Source organism: Myroides sp. A21 (assembly GCF_000807225.1).
Lineage (GTDB): Bacteria > Bacteroidota > Bacteroidia > Flavobacteriales > Flavobacteriaceae > Flavobacterium > Flavobacterium odoratimimum.
On sequence record NZ_CP010327.1, the window covers coordinates 1,188,134 to 1,202,971 of the forward strand.

The 14,838-nt window shown below is 33.5% G+C and carries 15 protein-coding genes; 2 read left to right on the forward strand and 13 right to left on the reverse strand.

What is annotated here, in order from left to right; translation table 11 throughout:
* Window positions 1–2: 2 nt before the first annotated feature.
* The 7 genes from MYRA21_RS05480 to MYRA21_RS05510 all read right to left on the reverse strand — a co-directional run bounded on the left by MYRA21_RS05480 (window position 3) and on the right by MYRA21_RS05510 (window position 8,246).
* Window positions 3–1,226 (reverse strand): lipopolysaccharide biosynthesis protein, encoded by a 1,224-nt coding sequence (locus MYRA21_RS05480; RefSeq protein WP_006257977.1) that lies wholly within the window; start codon window positions 1,224–1,226, stop codon window positions 3–5.
* The gene (locus MYRA21_RS05485) at window positions 1,226–2,641 is read right to left on the reverse strand and encodes a D-glucuronyl C5-epimerase family protein (protein WP_225581439.1); all 1,416 of its coding nucleotides are present in this window, start codon (window positions 2,639–2,641) and stop codon (window positions 1,226–1,228) included. The genes MYRA21_RS05480 and MYRA21_RS05485 overlap by 1 nt, the downstream gene beginning before the upstream one ends.
* Window positions 2,642–2,709: 68 nt before the next feature.
* On the reverse strand, window positions 2,710–3,483 hold the full coding sequence (gene rfbD, locus MYRA21_RS05490) for a dTDP-4-dehydrorhamnose reductase (RefSeq protein WP_006257975.1): 774 nt from the start codon (window positions 3,481–3,483) through the stop codon (window positions 2,710–2,712).
* Entirely contained in the window at window positions 3,480–4,028 is a 549-nt protein-coding gene (gene rfbC / locus MYRA21_RS05495) for a dTDP-4-dehydrorhamnose 3,5-epimerase (protein ID WP_006257974.1), read from the reverse strand. Before rfbC ends, rfbD begins: the two co-directional genes overlap by 4 nt.
* 126 nt (window positions 4,029–4,154) lie before the next feature.
* Window positions 4,155–5,834, reverse strand: coding sequence for a hypothetical protein (locus MYRA21_RS05500; protein ID WP_006257973.1), 1,680 nt, complete (start codon window positions 5,832–5,834; stop codon window positions 4,155–4,157).
* A gap of 36 nt (window positions 5,835–5,870) precedes the next feature.
* On the reverse strand, window positions 5,871–7,358 hold the full coding sequence (locus MYRA21_RS05505) for a GH3 auxin-responsive promoter family protein (protein ID WP_006257972.1): 1,488 nt from the start codon (window positions 7,356–7,358) through the stop codon (window positions 5,871–5,873).
* A 6-nt stretch (window positions 7,359–7,364) separates the two neighbouring features.
* Window positions 7,365–8,246, reverse strand: a complete 882-nt coding sequence (locus MYRA21_RS05510) for a murein hydrolase activator EnvC (protein WP_006257971.1) — start codon at window positions 8,244–8,246, stop codon at window positions 7,365–7,367.
* A gap of 190 nt (window positions 8,247–8,436) precedes the next feature.
* On the opposite strand from MYRA21_RS05510, the gene MYRA21_RS05515 reads away from it, so the two are divergent.
* Window positions 8,437–8,652 (forward strand): twin-arginine translocase TatA/TatE family subunit, encoded by a 216-nt coding sequence (locus tag MYRA21_RS05515; RefSeq protein ID WP_006257970.1) that lies wholly within the window; start codon window positions 8,437–8,439, stop codon window positions 8,650–8,652.
* 410 nt (window positions 8,653–9,062) lie between these two features.
* Here MYRA21_RS05515 and MYRA21_RS05520 read toward each other — a convergent pair whose 3' ends face one another.
* The gene (locus MYRA21_RS05520) at window positions 9,063–11,189 is read right to left on the reverse strand and encodes a Tex family protein (RefSeq protein WP_006257969.1); all 2,127 of its coding nucleotides are present in this window, start codon (window positions 11,187–11,189) and stop codon (window positions 9,063–9,065) included.
* 56 nt (window positions 11,190–11,245) lie between these two features.
* Between MYRA21_RS05520 and MYRA21_RS05525 the strand changes: the two genes are divergently transcribed.
* Entirely contained in the window at window positions 11,246–11,509 is a 264-nt protein-coding gene (locus tag MYRA21_RS05525) for a DUF1294 domain-containing protein (RefSeq protein ID WP_006257968.1), read from the forward strand.
* 79 nt (window positions 11,510–11,588) lie between these two features.
* Here MYRA21_RS05525 and MYRA21_RS05530 read toward each other — a convergent pair whose 3' ends face one another.
* The 5 genes from MYRA21_RS05530 to MYRA21_RS05545 form a co-directional block, all read right to left on the reverse strand.
* Entirely contained in the window at window positions 11,589–12,143 is a 555-nt protein-coding gene (locus tag MYRA21_RS05530) for a hypothetical protein (protein WP_006257967.1), read from the reverse strand.
* Window positions 12,144–12,581: 438 nt separating this feature from the next.
* Window positions 12,582–12,809, reverse strand: a complete 228-nt coding sequence (locus tag MYRA21_RS19275) for a hypothetical protein (RefSeq protein WP_006257966.1) — start codon at window positions 12,807–12,809, stop codon at window positions 12,582–12,584.
* A 36-nt stretch (window positions 12,810–12,845) separates the two neighbouring features.
* Entirely contained in the window at window positions 12,846–13,022 is a 177-nt protein-coding gene (locus MYRA21_RS19280) for a hypothetical protein (protein ID WP_006257965.1), read from the reverse strand.
* Window positions 13,023–13,047: 25 nt separating this feature from the next.
* Entirely contained in the window at window positions 13,048–13,992 is a 945-nt protein-coding gene (locus tag MYRA21_RS05540; protein WP_006257964.1) for a hypothetical protein, read from the reverse strand.
* A gap of 91 nt (window positions 13,993–14,083) precedes the next feature.
* Window positions 14,084–14,821, reverse strand: a complete 738-nt coding sequence (locus MYRA21_RS05545; protein ID WP_006257963.1) for a hypothetical protein — start codon at window positions 14,819–14,821, stop codon at window positions 14,084–14,086.
* Window positions 14,822–14,838 lie beyond the last annotated feature (17 nt).

Genomic DNA, 14,838 nt, shown 5'->3' on the forward strand with positions numbered 1-14,838 from the left:
ATTTAATATTTTTTTAATTGTTTCTCCCCACTCCACAGAATTAAAGCAAAAACAATAAATGTTGAAATCAAATTAGTTCCTATAGCTCCCACTACTCCATATTTGGGTAACAATGTGAATATGGTTATTAAATTAACTACAGCCCCAATAACCATAATTAAAAAACGTATTTTCTGTTTATTTAAAGCTACTAATAACATTTCGTACCCTGAATAAACAAAACTGAAAAATATAATCCCTAACACACCGATATACGCTTGATTAATTGTTTCTGTTAAAGCTAACTTGGCTATTTTTTCTAAAACAAATTCTCTAAAAACATACATTACTCCTAAAATCAATACTAGAATAGGAATAGCTATTTTTTGCAGAGAATGAAATACTATTCCTTTTTCTTCAACAGAAACATTTTTTATTTGATTTAATAATACTTGTGAAAACGCAAGATTTAATAGAGCAAATGGAGCCACAATTAATAACAACCCTCTATACGTTCCATAAATATCTCCTTGAACTAAAAGTGGCAATAGTAACATTCCTCCCTGAACAAAAGAAGCTGTAACTATATCCTGTAATCCATAATACTGTCTCGCTTTCCAAACAAGTAACAACTGTTTTTTAGTTAGAAGAACTGTAATATCTTTAAACAAAGAAATACCTTTAGATAAATTAAGAAAAGTAGCTGTCGTTAATAGATTAAATAAAATCAATAAGTAAAAAATTGTATTGATTTCTAATGTTTCAATATAAATTACATACCCCATTAGAGCAAAAATTAATAAAGAAAAAACAACATTTATCTTTAATTCAAAGCCAAACTGCCCTATTCCTTTTAAATAAGAAAAAAGAATATTATTAATACTAAAAACTACTCCTAAAATCCAACCTAAATATATTACATAACCATAACTATTAACTCCTAGAAAATCTAAAATCAAAATTACTCCAAATACTAAAAATGATAATATAGTAAGTATAAGAACTGATGCCTGTAACTCTTTACTATTATCCTTATCTATGTTTGTTTCTTTTATTAAATAAAACTGACTACCGAAGGGTAGAACTGATACCAAAATATTAGCCAACGAGTAAATAAATGAAAAAATTCCAAAAGGGATAATTCCTAATTTTGACAATAAAACAATACTAAGTAACCATCTTGATCCAAACTGTAATCCTAATGATAAATTATTAATAATAATATTTTTTATAAATTCCTTATTCATCAATCAATTACATTTTTTCTAATAGAATTTAAAATATACTCTACTTTATCATCTTGGTCAAATAACACATTTATTTCTCTCAAGCTCACGTTTCCTCTACTACCAACATCGAAACTTATCTTTAACTTATTGGTAGCAAATGATACAGGAAAGTAGTTTATATCAATAAATGTATCGAATCCTCCTGTTTTATAATACTTTCTATTTTTATTATAGATATCTTTATTGGTATATATTTTTTCCCAATTATCTTTTTCCCACACATAAATAGAATAATTGTGTGGTAAAGATTCTTCAGTAGGGCTATAAAAAACAATACCTTCTATATTTCTTCGATACTTATCAAACTCTATTATTAGTTCATTATCTTTATTTTTTGTACTCCAAAAATTCCCCCAACTCCACAACTCATCAGTTAACACATCTATATTTTCTTGTAATTTTAAAGAAGTTACTTTCTTAAATTTATCGAAATCATAATAACTATCAATTTTTCCAGTATCATACTTAATAAACTTATGTGCATATTCTCGTAATATTGATTCATTAGTCCAATAATATAGAGTCAAAAGTTGATAAATCTCTAATTCATGATAATGATCTGGATCTTCATTAATTGCTGAAGCATATGTCTCATTCTTCATTTCTTCTACTCGAAATTTATTGTAATTTGAAGTAAAGAAAGAATCATACACATGAATTTTTGCTTTTAAAGTATTTATACCTTGATCAAAAAGACGTTTTGCATCATTATTACCTGTAACTCGATAACTATAATACAATCCTGCTAGCGAAAACATATACCCATTCAAAACATGTGATTTAGGATCTGCATATTCTTCATAAAAAGGATAACCATCCCAAAAATTTAAAACTCCTCCTTTATCTATTGAATAATCAAATGATTTCAAGAACTTATTGGACATATCTAAATATCTATTATCTCTCGTTAAATTATAAGCTTGTAACATAATTACTACAGCGTATCCTTGTGACATAGCTGATGCCCATTTAGAAGGTAGTCGATAGTTTTCAACTTGTAGTTCCGTCTGTAAAACCGCAAAGTCTTCTATCAAAACTGCCTCGTTTAAGATATGTGAAGATATTTTTAAAAACTCTTCTTTACTATTCTCTGATTTAGTTTCTAAAAAATTAGCATGATATGCTAAAGCCACTTGACAAAAAGTAATTGGATAATAGTGATGCCCGCTATTATAATAAATTAGAGGAATTTCTGCTTCAGATCTTTCTAAATTATCATACATAGCTATATTTGAACCAGAAAAGGGAAACTTAGGGTACAGACTATCATTATTAAAAACCTTTTTGTCTAAAAAATCAACTGCATTGAATCCTACTTTAACTGTATCTTCAACATTAAAAACATTATTTTCGGTACTAATATAAGTACTCACTGTAACATCTCTTTTACATGAATAAAACAAAAGAGTTATTAATAAAATAAAATAAAAATCCTTCATATCTACATACCCAACACACTATACCTCGGTCTACTAGCCCTAGTAGGATATTCCTCAGTAGTGATTGGATTCACTTTTATATTAATATTATTCTCTTTAAATATGGATACCGCAAAGTCATACCAAGAGCAAATTACATCGCCTCTATAATGATAAACCCCATAATCATGATTTCCTTGCATCAGAGACATTAAAAAATGACATAATTCTATTGCATGAGTAGGACAACCTATTTGATCCATTACAACACTTACTTCACTTTTAGTCTCTGCTAATCTCAACATCGTCTTCTTAAAATTATGACCATAATCAGAGTACACCCATGAAGTACGCACGATATAGTAACGCTTCATATTCGCTTTTATGTATAATTCTCCCTTTAATTTAGAAGCACCATACACATTAATAGGATTTGGGATATCAGAGACAGTATAAGGAGTCTGTTTATGACCATCAAATACAAAGTCAGTAGACAGGTGCACTAACGTAGTATTGTATTGATTACATGCTCTTGTTAAGTGCATTACTCCTTCAGCATTTACTTTATACGCTAATTCTTCCTCATCCTCTGCTCTATCTACAGCAGTATAAGCAGCTAAATTAAAACAATAATCAGGGTACACTTTACTGAAAACCTCATCTATCGAAACTTCATTCGTTATATCTAACTGACTAGAATCAAAGAAAAAGAATTCCACTCCATCATATTCATGACTTATAGATTGTAAGCATTGTCCTACTTGTCCTTTAGCCCCTGTAACTAATATCTTGATCATATAGGTAAAGCATTTTCGAATAATGGTAATACCTTATCTTTATCAGAAACGATAACCTCATCAAGATTAAACTCCCAATCAATCCCTAAACTTGGATCATTATAGATGATACCCCCTTCAGATTCTTTATTATAAACGTTATCGCACTTATAAGCGAATATTGCCGTCTCACTCTTTACTAAAAAACCATGCGCGCACCCTCTAGGGATAAACACCTGTTTAAAATTATCTGCTGATAGCACTTGAGTGAACTGCTGTCCATATGTACTAGAGTCCTTGCGAAGATCCACTACTACATCTAATACCTCACCTTGTAATACTCTTACTAGCTTAGCTTGCTGATAAGCTCCTCTTTGGTAATGAAGCCCTCTTAGAACGCCCTTAGAAGACTTAGATTGGTTGTCTTGAATAAAACGTACAGCTAACCCTGTTTCTTTCGCAAAAACAGCCTCATTAAAGCTCTCTAAGAAATATCCTCGCTCATCGAAGAATACCTTTGGTTCTATGATAACACAATCTTGTATAGGAGTAGTAAATACCTTCATCTTTTCAACTAAATTCTAAGACTATAAAATTACACTTAAATTCACAATTTAACATATAAATCAAAATAAAAAGCCACCACATATATTCTGTGATGGCTCATTTATCTTAAACTATTTAGAATTTAATTACTTAATATTAAATATCTGCTCTAGTATTTTAATGGTAATTAAGTAAGTAGGCTTTACTCCTGTTGTACCTAACCCTCCTGAAGCTAATGTACTACCTGTCTCTAATGGGTTATCAGAAGCATAGTAAGCATATCTTACTTTCACATCAGGATTAATACTTTTTCTGATCTTAGAAGCAGACTGTATTGCTTTTTGGTAGTGAGCACCTTCCATCTCTAGACCGATTACACCCCATGTAGAATCGTGGAAGAACTTTAATAAATCCTTATTTTGAAGTGATGTCCCTAATACAGTTACCATTGTTCCTCCAAATACAGGGATATCATCATTCTTAAACATATCTACTGTCAATTCATTGTCAAAAGGATAATTATCCCCTGTTCCCTCATTAATATGAGCGAATGGAATCATGATATCTCCTTTACCTCCCACTAAGATACCTGCTTTACCCATGATAGATACAGATTCCACATCTATCATCGTTGTCTTTTTATAAGGCTTTAAAAGCTCATCAATCGTCTCATAAGCCTGCTCACCGAAAGCGTAATCCATAACGATAATCACAGGATACTCTCCTTCTATTTGCTGAGCCTTAAAGTTTGTAGTAGCGAAATCTATCTTAGCAGTATCGAAGATTTGTACGTCAATGTTCGTTCCTGACTCATCTCTTAAGAAAGTCATTCCTTCATTTTCAGCGCGTTCATTAACCAAATCTCTAAGGTGTTTGTTCTCAGGCTTGCTAAGCTCTTCGTATACCTCTAGCTCAGAACTTACCTCTACTTCACTCTTTACAACTGAAGGAGCAAAGATAGAATTCATAACACTGTGCATATTCGCACTGATGATATGGATTGGACGTTCTAATAATCCTTTAGCTGTGAGCACCTCTTTAATTCTATCAGACCACATTTCTCCATAGATATGGTGTCCTAGACGTTCTCTAAGTAGTGGGCTAAAAGTGATTGTACGTTTATCGTTATACACATCCTCTTCTATCGCTAACTTTCCTAACCAGTAAATCACGTCTAAGAAACGGTCTGGATTCTCAGGAATAGCGAATTTCTCATATACATCTAGAACCTCAGCAAAAGAACGTCCTAATACATTAGCTAGGTGAGACATGATTACCTCTTTCTCCTCTAATTCTAAAAACTCTTCTTTTTTAGCTGCAGTTTCTATCTTTTTCCAATCGCGAGTTACCTTACCATCTTCTCCTATCAATACACGATCTTTAATTTTATGCGATTCGATGAATATAAATGTCAAGTGAGTCAAAACATCATAGATATCAGATCTACCTCTAGTGATCTCGATATTCATCTGTTCCTCATCTATTCGATAACAGTTTCTTCTTCTCTTAGGTGGTACTATAGCTGTAAAGTGAGAGAATGAATACCCCTCATCAGATGTCAAGTTAATATAACGACACTCCTCTATTCCAATCGGAAGGCGTTCGATAACATATAACAATCCGTTTAACTCTACTTTTTCTTCTGCGATAGTACCATATATTTCTGGACGCAATTCTAATAGCGCTTCTCTTAATGTATCTCCTGACACTCCCATCGGTTTATAAAAACCTCTGTTAAACAAATGGCGCATTGTAATATACATACGCTCCACAGCTGCAGACGACACTTGCGCTCTCGTTCTAGATATATTCTTTATCTCTTTCATATACTTCTCCTTTTTACGTCTTATTATTTCTTTTTACTAATATAATTTTAATTGATCAGCGATGATTCTATCATTGCTTAATCTAGGCAACTTATTTTGCCCTCCTAGCTTTCCTATACTTTTCATATAATTATTAAAGCCTTCTTGTTTTACTTTAGAGATGACTAATGTCTTCAACACCTTTCCTACAATTAGATCATCATAATACATATTCTGCTTTCTTAGAGCATTATCTATCTTTAAAGCAAAAGCTTCTAAATCCTCAGGTTCATTGCCGAACTCTATCAACCATTCATGGTAAGGCAATCCCTCTTCTGGACTAATCTGTGGTGCTACAGTAAACTCATTAACCGTTACTGACGTACCCTCCATAGCTTCTTGTATAGCAGACTCTACCTCCTTACCGATCACATGTTCTCCGAATGCAGAGATAAAATGCTTTATACGCCCAGATACCACTACTCTATAAGGTTTCAGGTTAACGAACTGTACCGTATCACCGATATTATATCCCCATAGTCCAGCGTTGGTAGAGATAATTAATACATAATTCACACCTAGCTCTACCTCTCCTATCGTATATCTTCTAGCATTCTCATTAAAGAACTCCTCTACTTTTATAAACTCATAGAAGATACCTGCATTTAGCAACAATAACATCCCTTTCTCTGTCTGTGTATCTTGATAAGCGAAGAATCCTTCAGAAGCAGGGAACAACTCTATAGATGGTACCTTACGTCCGATCATTTGTTCAAATTTACCTCTATAAGGCTCATAGTTTACACCTCCATAAATGAACAAATTAAAGTTAGGAAATATATCCCCTACAGGTTTACCTTTTTTCTCCTTTAGTTTTTCGAAGTACATCTGTACCCAGCTCGGAATACCAGAGATCACACTCATATTCTGATCTACTGTCTCTTCCACGATAGCATCTACTTTAGTCTCCCAGTCCTCTATACAGTTTGTTTCTAGACTAGGCAGTCTATTCTTCTGTAAATAAGCAGGAACATAGTGAGCTACTATCCCTGATAATCTACCTAATTTTATACCATTTTTCTCATCTAGTATAGGGCTCCCTTGTAAGAAGATCATTTTACCATTTACGAAGTCCGCTTTACCTGTCTCATATACATAAGCTAATATTGCATTACGAGCAGCTTCTATATGATACGGCATAGACTCTTTGGTTAATGGGATATACTTAGCCCCCGAAGTTGTACCCGAAGTCTTTGCGAAATATAAAGGTTTACCTTTCCACAACACATCACTCTCACCAGCTACTACTCTATCTACATAAGGTCTTAATCCTTCATAATCTCTGATGGGTACATGTTTTACGAAATCTTCGTAGCTATTAATATAAGCAAAATTATGGTCTTTTCCAAATGCCGTATGCTTAGCATCCTCTAACAATTGTTCAAAAACCTTCTTTTGCGTATTAATAGGATCATTGACCCACTTCTGTGTTTTCTTATGTATAATTGAAGCAAATACTTTAGCCCCAAATGATTTTATTGACATATTCTCTTATTCTAAATCTATAAATAATGAGCTATCTAATGGATAGGCATCTTTCCATAATTCGAAGTGGAAGTATTTTGTAGAAGCATTTAATGCGGTAGCCTCACTACTTCCATCAAAAAGACCGATTACTTCTCCTGACCTTACACTTTCATATTCTCCTTTAGTAAGAGAAGTTAAGTGTTTATATACAGATATTAAACCTTCATCGTGTAGCAAGATGATTGTATAACCATCTTTTATAGTCCAGTCTACGAATAACACTGTGCCTTTACTAATCGCTTTTACAGGTGTATTAGCAGGGGCTCTAAAGTCCACACCGAAGTGCATTGCTCTACTATCGTATTTTCTAACTATTTCTGCATTAATTGGGCTAAACAGGACTTGGCTAACTTTAGGTTTACTCTCTTCGAAGAGATTATACTTATCCTCTAGTCGAACCATTTCTCTTAGCTTCATATCTGTTTCACTAGGATCTTTATGCTCGATTTGATTTAATGGTTTCTGAGTTAACTTTAAAGAGTCTATACTAGCCTCTGTCACCTGTATTTCTCCTAACAAGGCACTTTTGATTGCACTTAGATACTGTTGATTCTGTCTAGACTCATTCTCTAGCGAATCTACTTTCAGAGCTAATTCGACTGCCTTTTGTTTTAGCTCAGCAGAAGAATACCCAGGTATATATTCCTTTAACGGAGTTAATACCAACATCAAAACAGTTGATAGAATAAATAAAAATACCAATGTAGTACTGGCACCAAAAACATTAAGTAAATTAAGCTTAAAAGACTTTACATCTTCGAACGTCTTATCATTAACGATAACAATACGGTATTTACTTAAAAGTGTATTTTTCCACTTTTTTCTTTTATGTCCCTTTCCTAACATCTGTACCTATTTTACTACACAAATATAATAATTATAAAATTTGACTCTATCACTTTACCTAAATATTCACAGTTTAAAAGAAAATTCCTTACTACATAAACGTTAAAAGTTAAATAAAACCTATTACGAATAAACGTTTTACATTTTTCTTACTATATTTGTCGCTACTTAATGTTTCAAAAAGATTATTATGAACTCATTACACATATTTTTAGGAATGGTTGGGCCATGGCAAATTATAGTTATTGTAGCTATCATTCTATTGTTATTCGGAGGTAAAAAAATCCCTGAATTAATGAGAGGACTTGGTTCTGGTATCAAAGAATTTAAAGATGCTACTAGAGACGAAAACGCTCAACAGACAACTAAAAAAGAGAATACACAAGATAACTCTAAGACAGAATAATTCTGTTCTAAACTTATATATTTTACGCGTTATATGGCTTGCCGTATAACGCTTTTTTTGTTTCTATACATCACTATAGCTCAAAAAAAAGTACCTATCTTGACAATAAAAGATAGGCACTTCACTTATAAAACATAATAAAAACACTACTTACCTGCTTGTTTTCTTTTTCAATAACAACATTATTGTTTTCAAACTCAAGTACCAATTTAAAAACAAGTATCGTGCCAAAAACAAGATTTAGAAATGTTTTTTTATTTATTTTTTCAGCCTAGAATACGCGATAGAGTAAATTCTACAAAAACAGCTCTCAACTTATCAAAAAAGCATACTATAGTATAGTTTTAGAAGAAATGAAAGAGATGTGAAGTAGTATTTATCGTAGTATTAAGCGAATGCGGAATCTAGGTTTAATCTAATATCATAGACAGCTGTATTCTCTTTTTAGCAACATCTACATCCGTCACCTTCACTTGTACATGCTGGTGTAACTTCACTACTTCATTCACGTCTGATACAAAGCCTGCCTTAAGTTGAGAGATATGCACTAGACCACTCTCCTTAATCCCTACATCAACGAAACAACCAAAGTTGGTAATATTATTGATAATACCAGGTAATACTTGACCTATTTTTAAGTCTGTAATTTGTTTCACACTAGGATCAAACTCAAATACCTTAGCACTACGTCTAGGATCTAGACCAGGCTTCTCTAATTCTTTTAAGATATCTTGAAGCGCTAATGCTCCTACCTCACCCGTAGTATATTTATTAGCATCTACTTTAGCGATAAGCTCTTTATTAGAGATCATATCCCCTATAGACACCTTCATATCTTTAGCGATCTTCTCTACTACACCATAAGCCTCTGGATGTACAGCAGAGTCGTCTAATGGATTCTTAGCGTTCTTAATACGCACAAATGCAGCTGCCTGTTGGAAGGCTTTATCTCCTAGTCGAGGTACTTTCTTAAGTTCTGTTCTGCTCTCAAATGGTCCATTCTCAGTTCTGTATTGCACTATATTCTCAGCCATCTTCTCACCTATCCCAGACACATAGCTCAATAACGATTTACTAGCAGTATTTAGGTTAACTCCTACTGAGTTCACACACTTCATCACCACATTATCTAGCTCTTTTTTAAGCATAGACTGATCTACATCGTGCTGATACTGTCCTACTCCGATAGACTTAGGATCTATCTTCACTAGCTCTGCTAATGGATCAGACAGACGACGCCCGATAGACACAGCACCTCTCACTGTCACATCATAAGTAGGAAACTCTTCTCTCGCTATCTTAGACGCAGAGTACACAGATGCTCCAGCCTCATTCACTACGAATACTTGTACAGGCTTATCAAAAGCTATTTTCTTAATAAAGAACTCCGTCTCTCTAGAGGCTGTACCATTACCGATAGCGATAGCTTCTACATTGTATGCATTGACCATAGAGCGAATCTTCTTCATCGCCATAGTAGTATCCTTCTGAGGAGCATGAGGAAATATAGTCTCGTTGTATAACAAATCACCTTGCTCATCTAAACAAACCACCTTACACCCAGTCTTAAACCCTGGGTCGATAGCTAATATGCGTTTCTCTCCTAATGGCGAACCTAATAACAACTGAGTAAGGTTATCCGCAAATACCTGTATAGAGTTTAAATCTGCCTTCTCCTTCGCTTCTACCAAGGCCTCATTAGACAATGCAGGTTCTAACAGACGTTTATAACTATCCGCTACTGCCTTCTCTACTATCTTACCACACTCATTCTTACCTTTAACTACATTATCTTCTATGAAGCTAATAGCCTCACTCTTATCAATACCTACATTAAACTTGATAAAACCTTCTTTCTCTGCTCTTAGAATAGCTAATAATCGATGTGCAGGTATCTTATACACAGGTTCTGCCCAATCAAAATATTGCTCAAACTTCTGCGCATGCTCTTCTTCTTTTTTTGCCTTTACTACCTTAGTACTGATCACCCCACTGCGTTGGAACTTTCTTCTCAGTGATTTTCTCACATACATATTTTCATTAATCCATTCAGCAATGATATCAGATGCCCCCTGTATAGCCTCTTCTTCACTTCCTACCTTATCATTAAGATATTTAGCAGCGATAGACTCTATATCATGAGCATTCTGAGCCATAATCACTTTAGCCAATGGTTCTAAACCATTCTCTCTAGCCGTATCAGCCTTCGTCTTACGAGTCTTCTTATAGGGCAAGTATAAATCCTCTATCTCTATTAGATCAAAGCTATTTGTAATCTTATTGCGCAATTCATCTGTTAGCTTCCCCTGTTCTTCTATAGAACCTAATATAGACTCCTTTCTCTTCACTATCCCTTCGTACAGCTCGCTATACTTTGCTATTTTTTCGATAATCACCTCATCTAGATTACCAGTTCTATCTTTTCTATATCTAGCGATAAACGGTATAGTACATCCCTCTCCTAACAGAGACAGCGTATTCTCTATACTTTTTGCACTAGCACTCACAGCCTGTTGAATAAACTCTATCAACGTCATATTTTATTATTTTAAGAATAGCTAAAATACTACCTTTGTCACAATAAATAAATCTCATGAAGTTTTTATTCCTATATCTACTTATAATAAACTATTTAGCTTTCTCCATGTTTGCCTTTGACAAAGAACAAGCGATTAAAAACAAAAGACGTGTTTCTGAGAAGAACCTCCTGTCTCTTTGCTTTTTTGGAGGAACACTAGGTGCATGGATTGCGATGAAGAAACTTAGACATAAAATCTCTAAAGACTCTTTTAAACTAAAGTTTTATGCCATCCTAGCCATACAGGTAGCCTTATTCTTTATCGTCTTTAAACGATAATATCCATAAAAAAAGACCTATAACCGCAGTCATAAGTCTCTTGTATATTACTCTTCTGCAGTTTTAAGCCAAAGCAACTTCATATTGAGTCTTCTCTCAATTGAAAAACTATACCTCCAAATCTAGCAGGCTGTGCTGTAAATATTTTTCCATCTAAATGACAATCATCAAAATAAAAAGTAGTCTCTGTTTTCTCAACTACATTATTACTCTTTAAATGTTTTACTTCTATTCCATCATATCCTAAATAAACAATGTCTAAAAGTAATCCATCCTTATCATACATCTTTTTATCTGAACATTCTCTACAGATATGTTTAGGATACCTACTATAAAACTTAACTAAACTATGACAGTTAGAGCACCACTGTTTTATTTCTTCTCCTCTATATTCATCACTATAAACTAAATTTATCCAACTGTTTATTTGTTCATATTCTTTAAAGGTAAAACTTTGTTGCCTATGTAGTTCATTTATAGTCCCCAACACAACACTCGCTAAAGCAAATGGACTTGTTTTAATATTATAACATCGAATATACTTTAGGTACCAATCTTCATCTTGTACAAAAGATTCCCATAAGTTCTTAATACTTGAAAATTCAATAATAGGACTTATTGTTCCAGCTCTCACTAACTCTCTAAAATCAAATTGTTTCGATTTATTTAATTCATAAACCTTATAAACGCCCTTATCAAAAATATTCAGAACAACATTAGTCTGCTTATAATAAGCAAATAATATGTCATAATCCTCTAACTTATCCTAATATCCCTTACTAAAATCAACTATAGATGGTCTATTAGCATACTCCTGTTTAATTCTAATTCGTTCCTCTATTTCTTTAATTGTACTTTCTAATAAACCACTATGGACTGAAAGTCCATAGTTTGTTAAAGCAGACTAAAGTCTGCCTGTGTGGAAATACAGAACTTAGTAGTTTTACTTAAAACTAACTTTTAAAATATCTTAGTTTCAAAATGCACTAGATAACCAATTCACAAGTAACAACAACCAATATTGTGAAAGGTTTTTAGAAGCTGAAAGCTAAATGCACTAAAGTGCATAGTTTTAACTACCGTCTGCGACCAATAAAGTATCCTTTTTTTCTCCATAAAAAGCAACACCTTGACTTGTAGTTATATGATCTCCTTTTAAAAAGACTAACGTTTCATCTATATAATCACAATCTACTTTATCATCATATTTACGCTGTCTTGTGTATTTAAACATCCCGTCTTCAGTATAAATAGTTTGCATATCATAATTAAAGAAAGCCTTCCATTCTTTATATGTCATTATTTTACCATACTCTGGTTCAAGGATATAACTCTTTTATGGTTGTCTAATCATACCTGCACCAGATACCCATCTATCTTCATTTTGATCTACTGTATGTACATATATTAAACCTGATTCAAAATCTTTAAAACTATAGCTTACTTCCCAGCTCCAATCTAACTCAATATAATATCCCCTATTTGCACAAACAAAGTAATTTAACTTCTTCATATTTAAAAACCTTCTATTTTTCTTATCATCTAATCACTTCTAAAGCACCTCCTTCTTTCGGTCTATGCAAATTAATCTCATAAAAACTAGTTCCACCACCTTGACGAGTTACCAGTATCAAGGGCGATTTATTATAATTCTCCTTATCTATCCTTACTAACTTTACTATACGACCATTGGCATAGAACCTCATTTCATAATCTTTTAAAGGCTCTATCTCTTTGGTTTTATAGCTATTTTTCCAAAAATCAATTAAGAAATTAGCATAACTACCACTTTTTAGATAAGAATAGCGATGATAATCCAGCTGGCTTTGATAGGCAATACGCGCCAAATGCTCCGCTTCCGCTTTATTAAGAAATTCTATAGTCTCGTTATAAAACATTTCTACCTCCTTTAATAACTTAACCCTATCCTCTGTCTGAAGATCAACACTATTCATCCAATGTTGTACATCGTGTTCGTAATAAACATAAGGAGCATCAAAAACAAAATTGTCTTCAAATGCCATTAAAGAGCTTTCATCTTTGGGTAAAGAATAGGTATGAACAGTAGTAGATTCTCTATTCTTATTTTGACAGACAATACTAAAATCAAATTTAGCCTTACTTAGATCTAAGCTCTTCTCACTAACATAGTTTACATCTACAGATGGAGTGACTATTAATTCTACTTGCTGTACACCACTCTTTACTATAGCTTGATTAATAGGAATATTACCAGTGAAATCTCCTGATACATAATGACTCAAAACAGGAAAACCACTCACTAATACTTCATAAGTACAACCATGTGATTCTTTAACCTCAAGAGTGTACTCTAGCTCTTCGTCATATACTTTTACTTGTTTAAACAGCTCTTTTGTCTTCTCTACAAAGCTTGGATTCAATTTATCTTGAGCCTTATTTGGCTGTTGTCCACAAGCATTCAAGCTGAAAACTAGTATCAGTATAACTATTAGTCTATTCATGACTTACTCTTTTATTTTTAGGTACTATTCTAATAAACCATTTATTATCAAAACAATTACCATAAATATACAGTAAATTTTCATTCAATAATCACCTCCCCACATACACCACCACACTAGGATTAAAAGCCTTAGTGTTATACAGTGTCAGTTGATTAGGATTGTTATTAATCGGGTAGAAGAACTGTATCTCTGCCACCACCATCTTAAGACAATCTCGATGAGGTATCAGGACAGATAGCGGTTGAGGACTGACCACCTCATCACTCTTTTTGAAATCAATAGATAATGCACTTGTTTGCTTACCGAGCATCTCATCTGTATCCGTCATAAAGAAACCTTCTATGCGCAAACTAGCATGTGTACACATAGGAGGGAAGTCTACCTGTTCTATCGGGATAAAAGGTGCCACTGATACAATTATCTCCTTATTTTCCAACTCATCTACAGCTATATCTACCAAGAAGGTATCTGTAAATAGTTTGGTTGTATTCCATTCAAATCCGACTACCTCAGCGATAGAAGTATTGTACAGTGTAGTCTCTGCTATCGGCAGTACAGTATTCTTGCGCAAGGCCGTCATCACGAGTCCCATCAATCGCAGATGAGCAGTAGACTCATACCTCATCCCTAAGAAGTATTCGACATGCTTACGTATATGTCTCAGGCTCTGCGCAGTATGCTTAAACAGCTTAGCAGAAGGGTTCTTGCCCTTGTCTTGTTTTGAGCGATTAGGCCTGCTTTGTACGATCTGTACATTGTTTAAAGACCTAAAATACACAGGCCCACTTACTCCTGTAATTTTTCCTTTTGGTGACATCTTTGCCATAACTTTTAATTTTATAG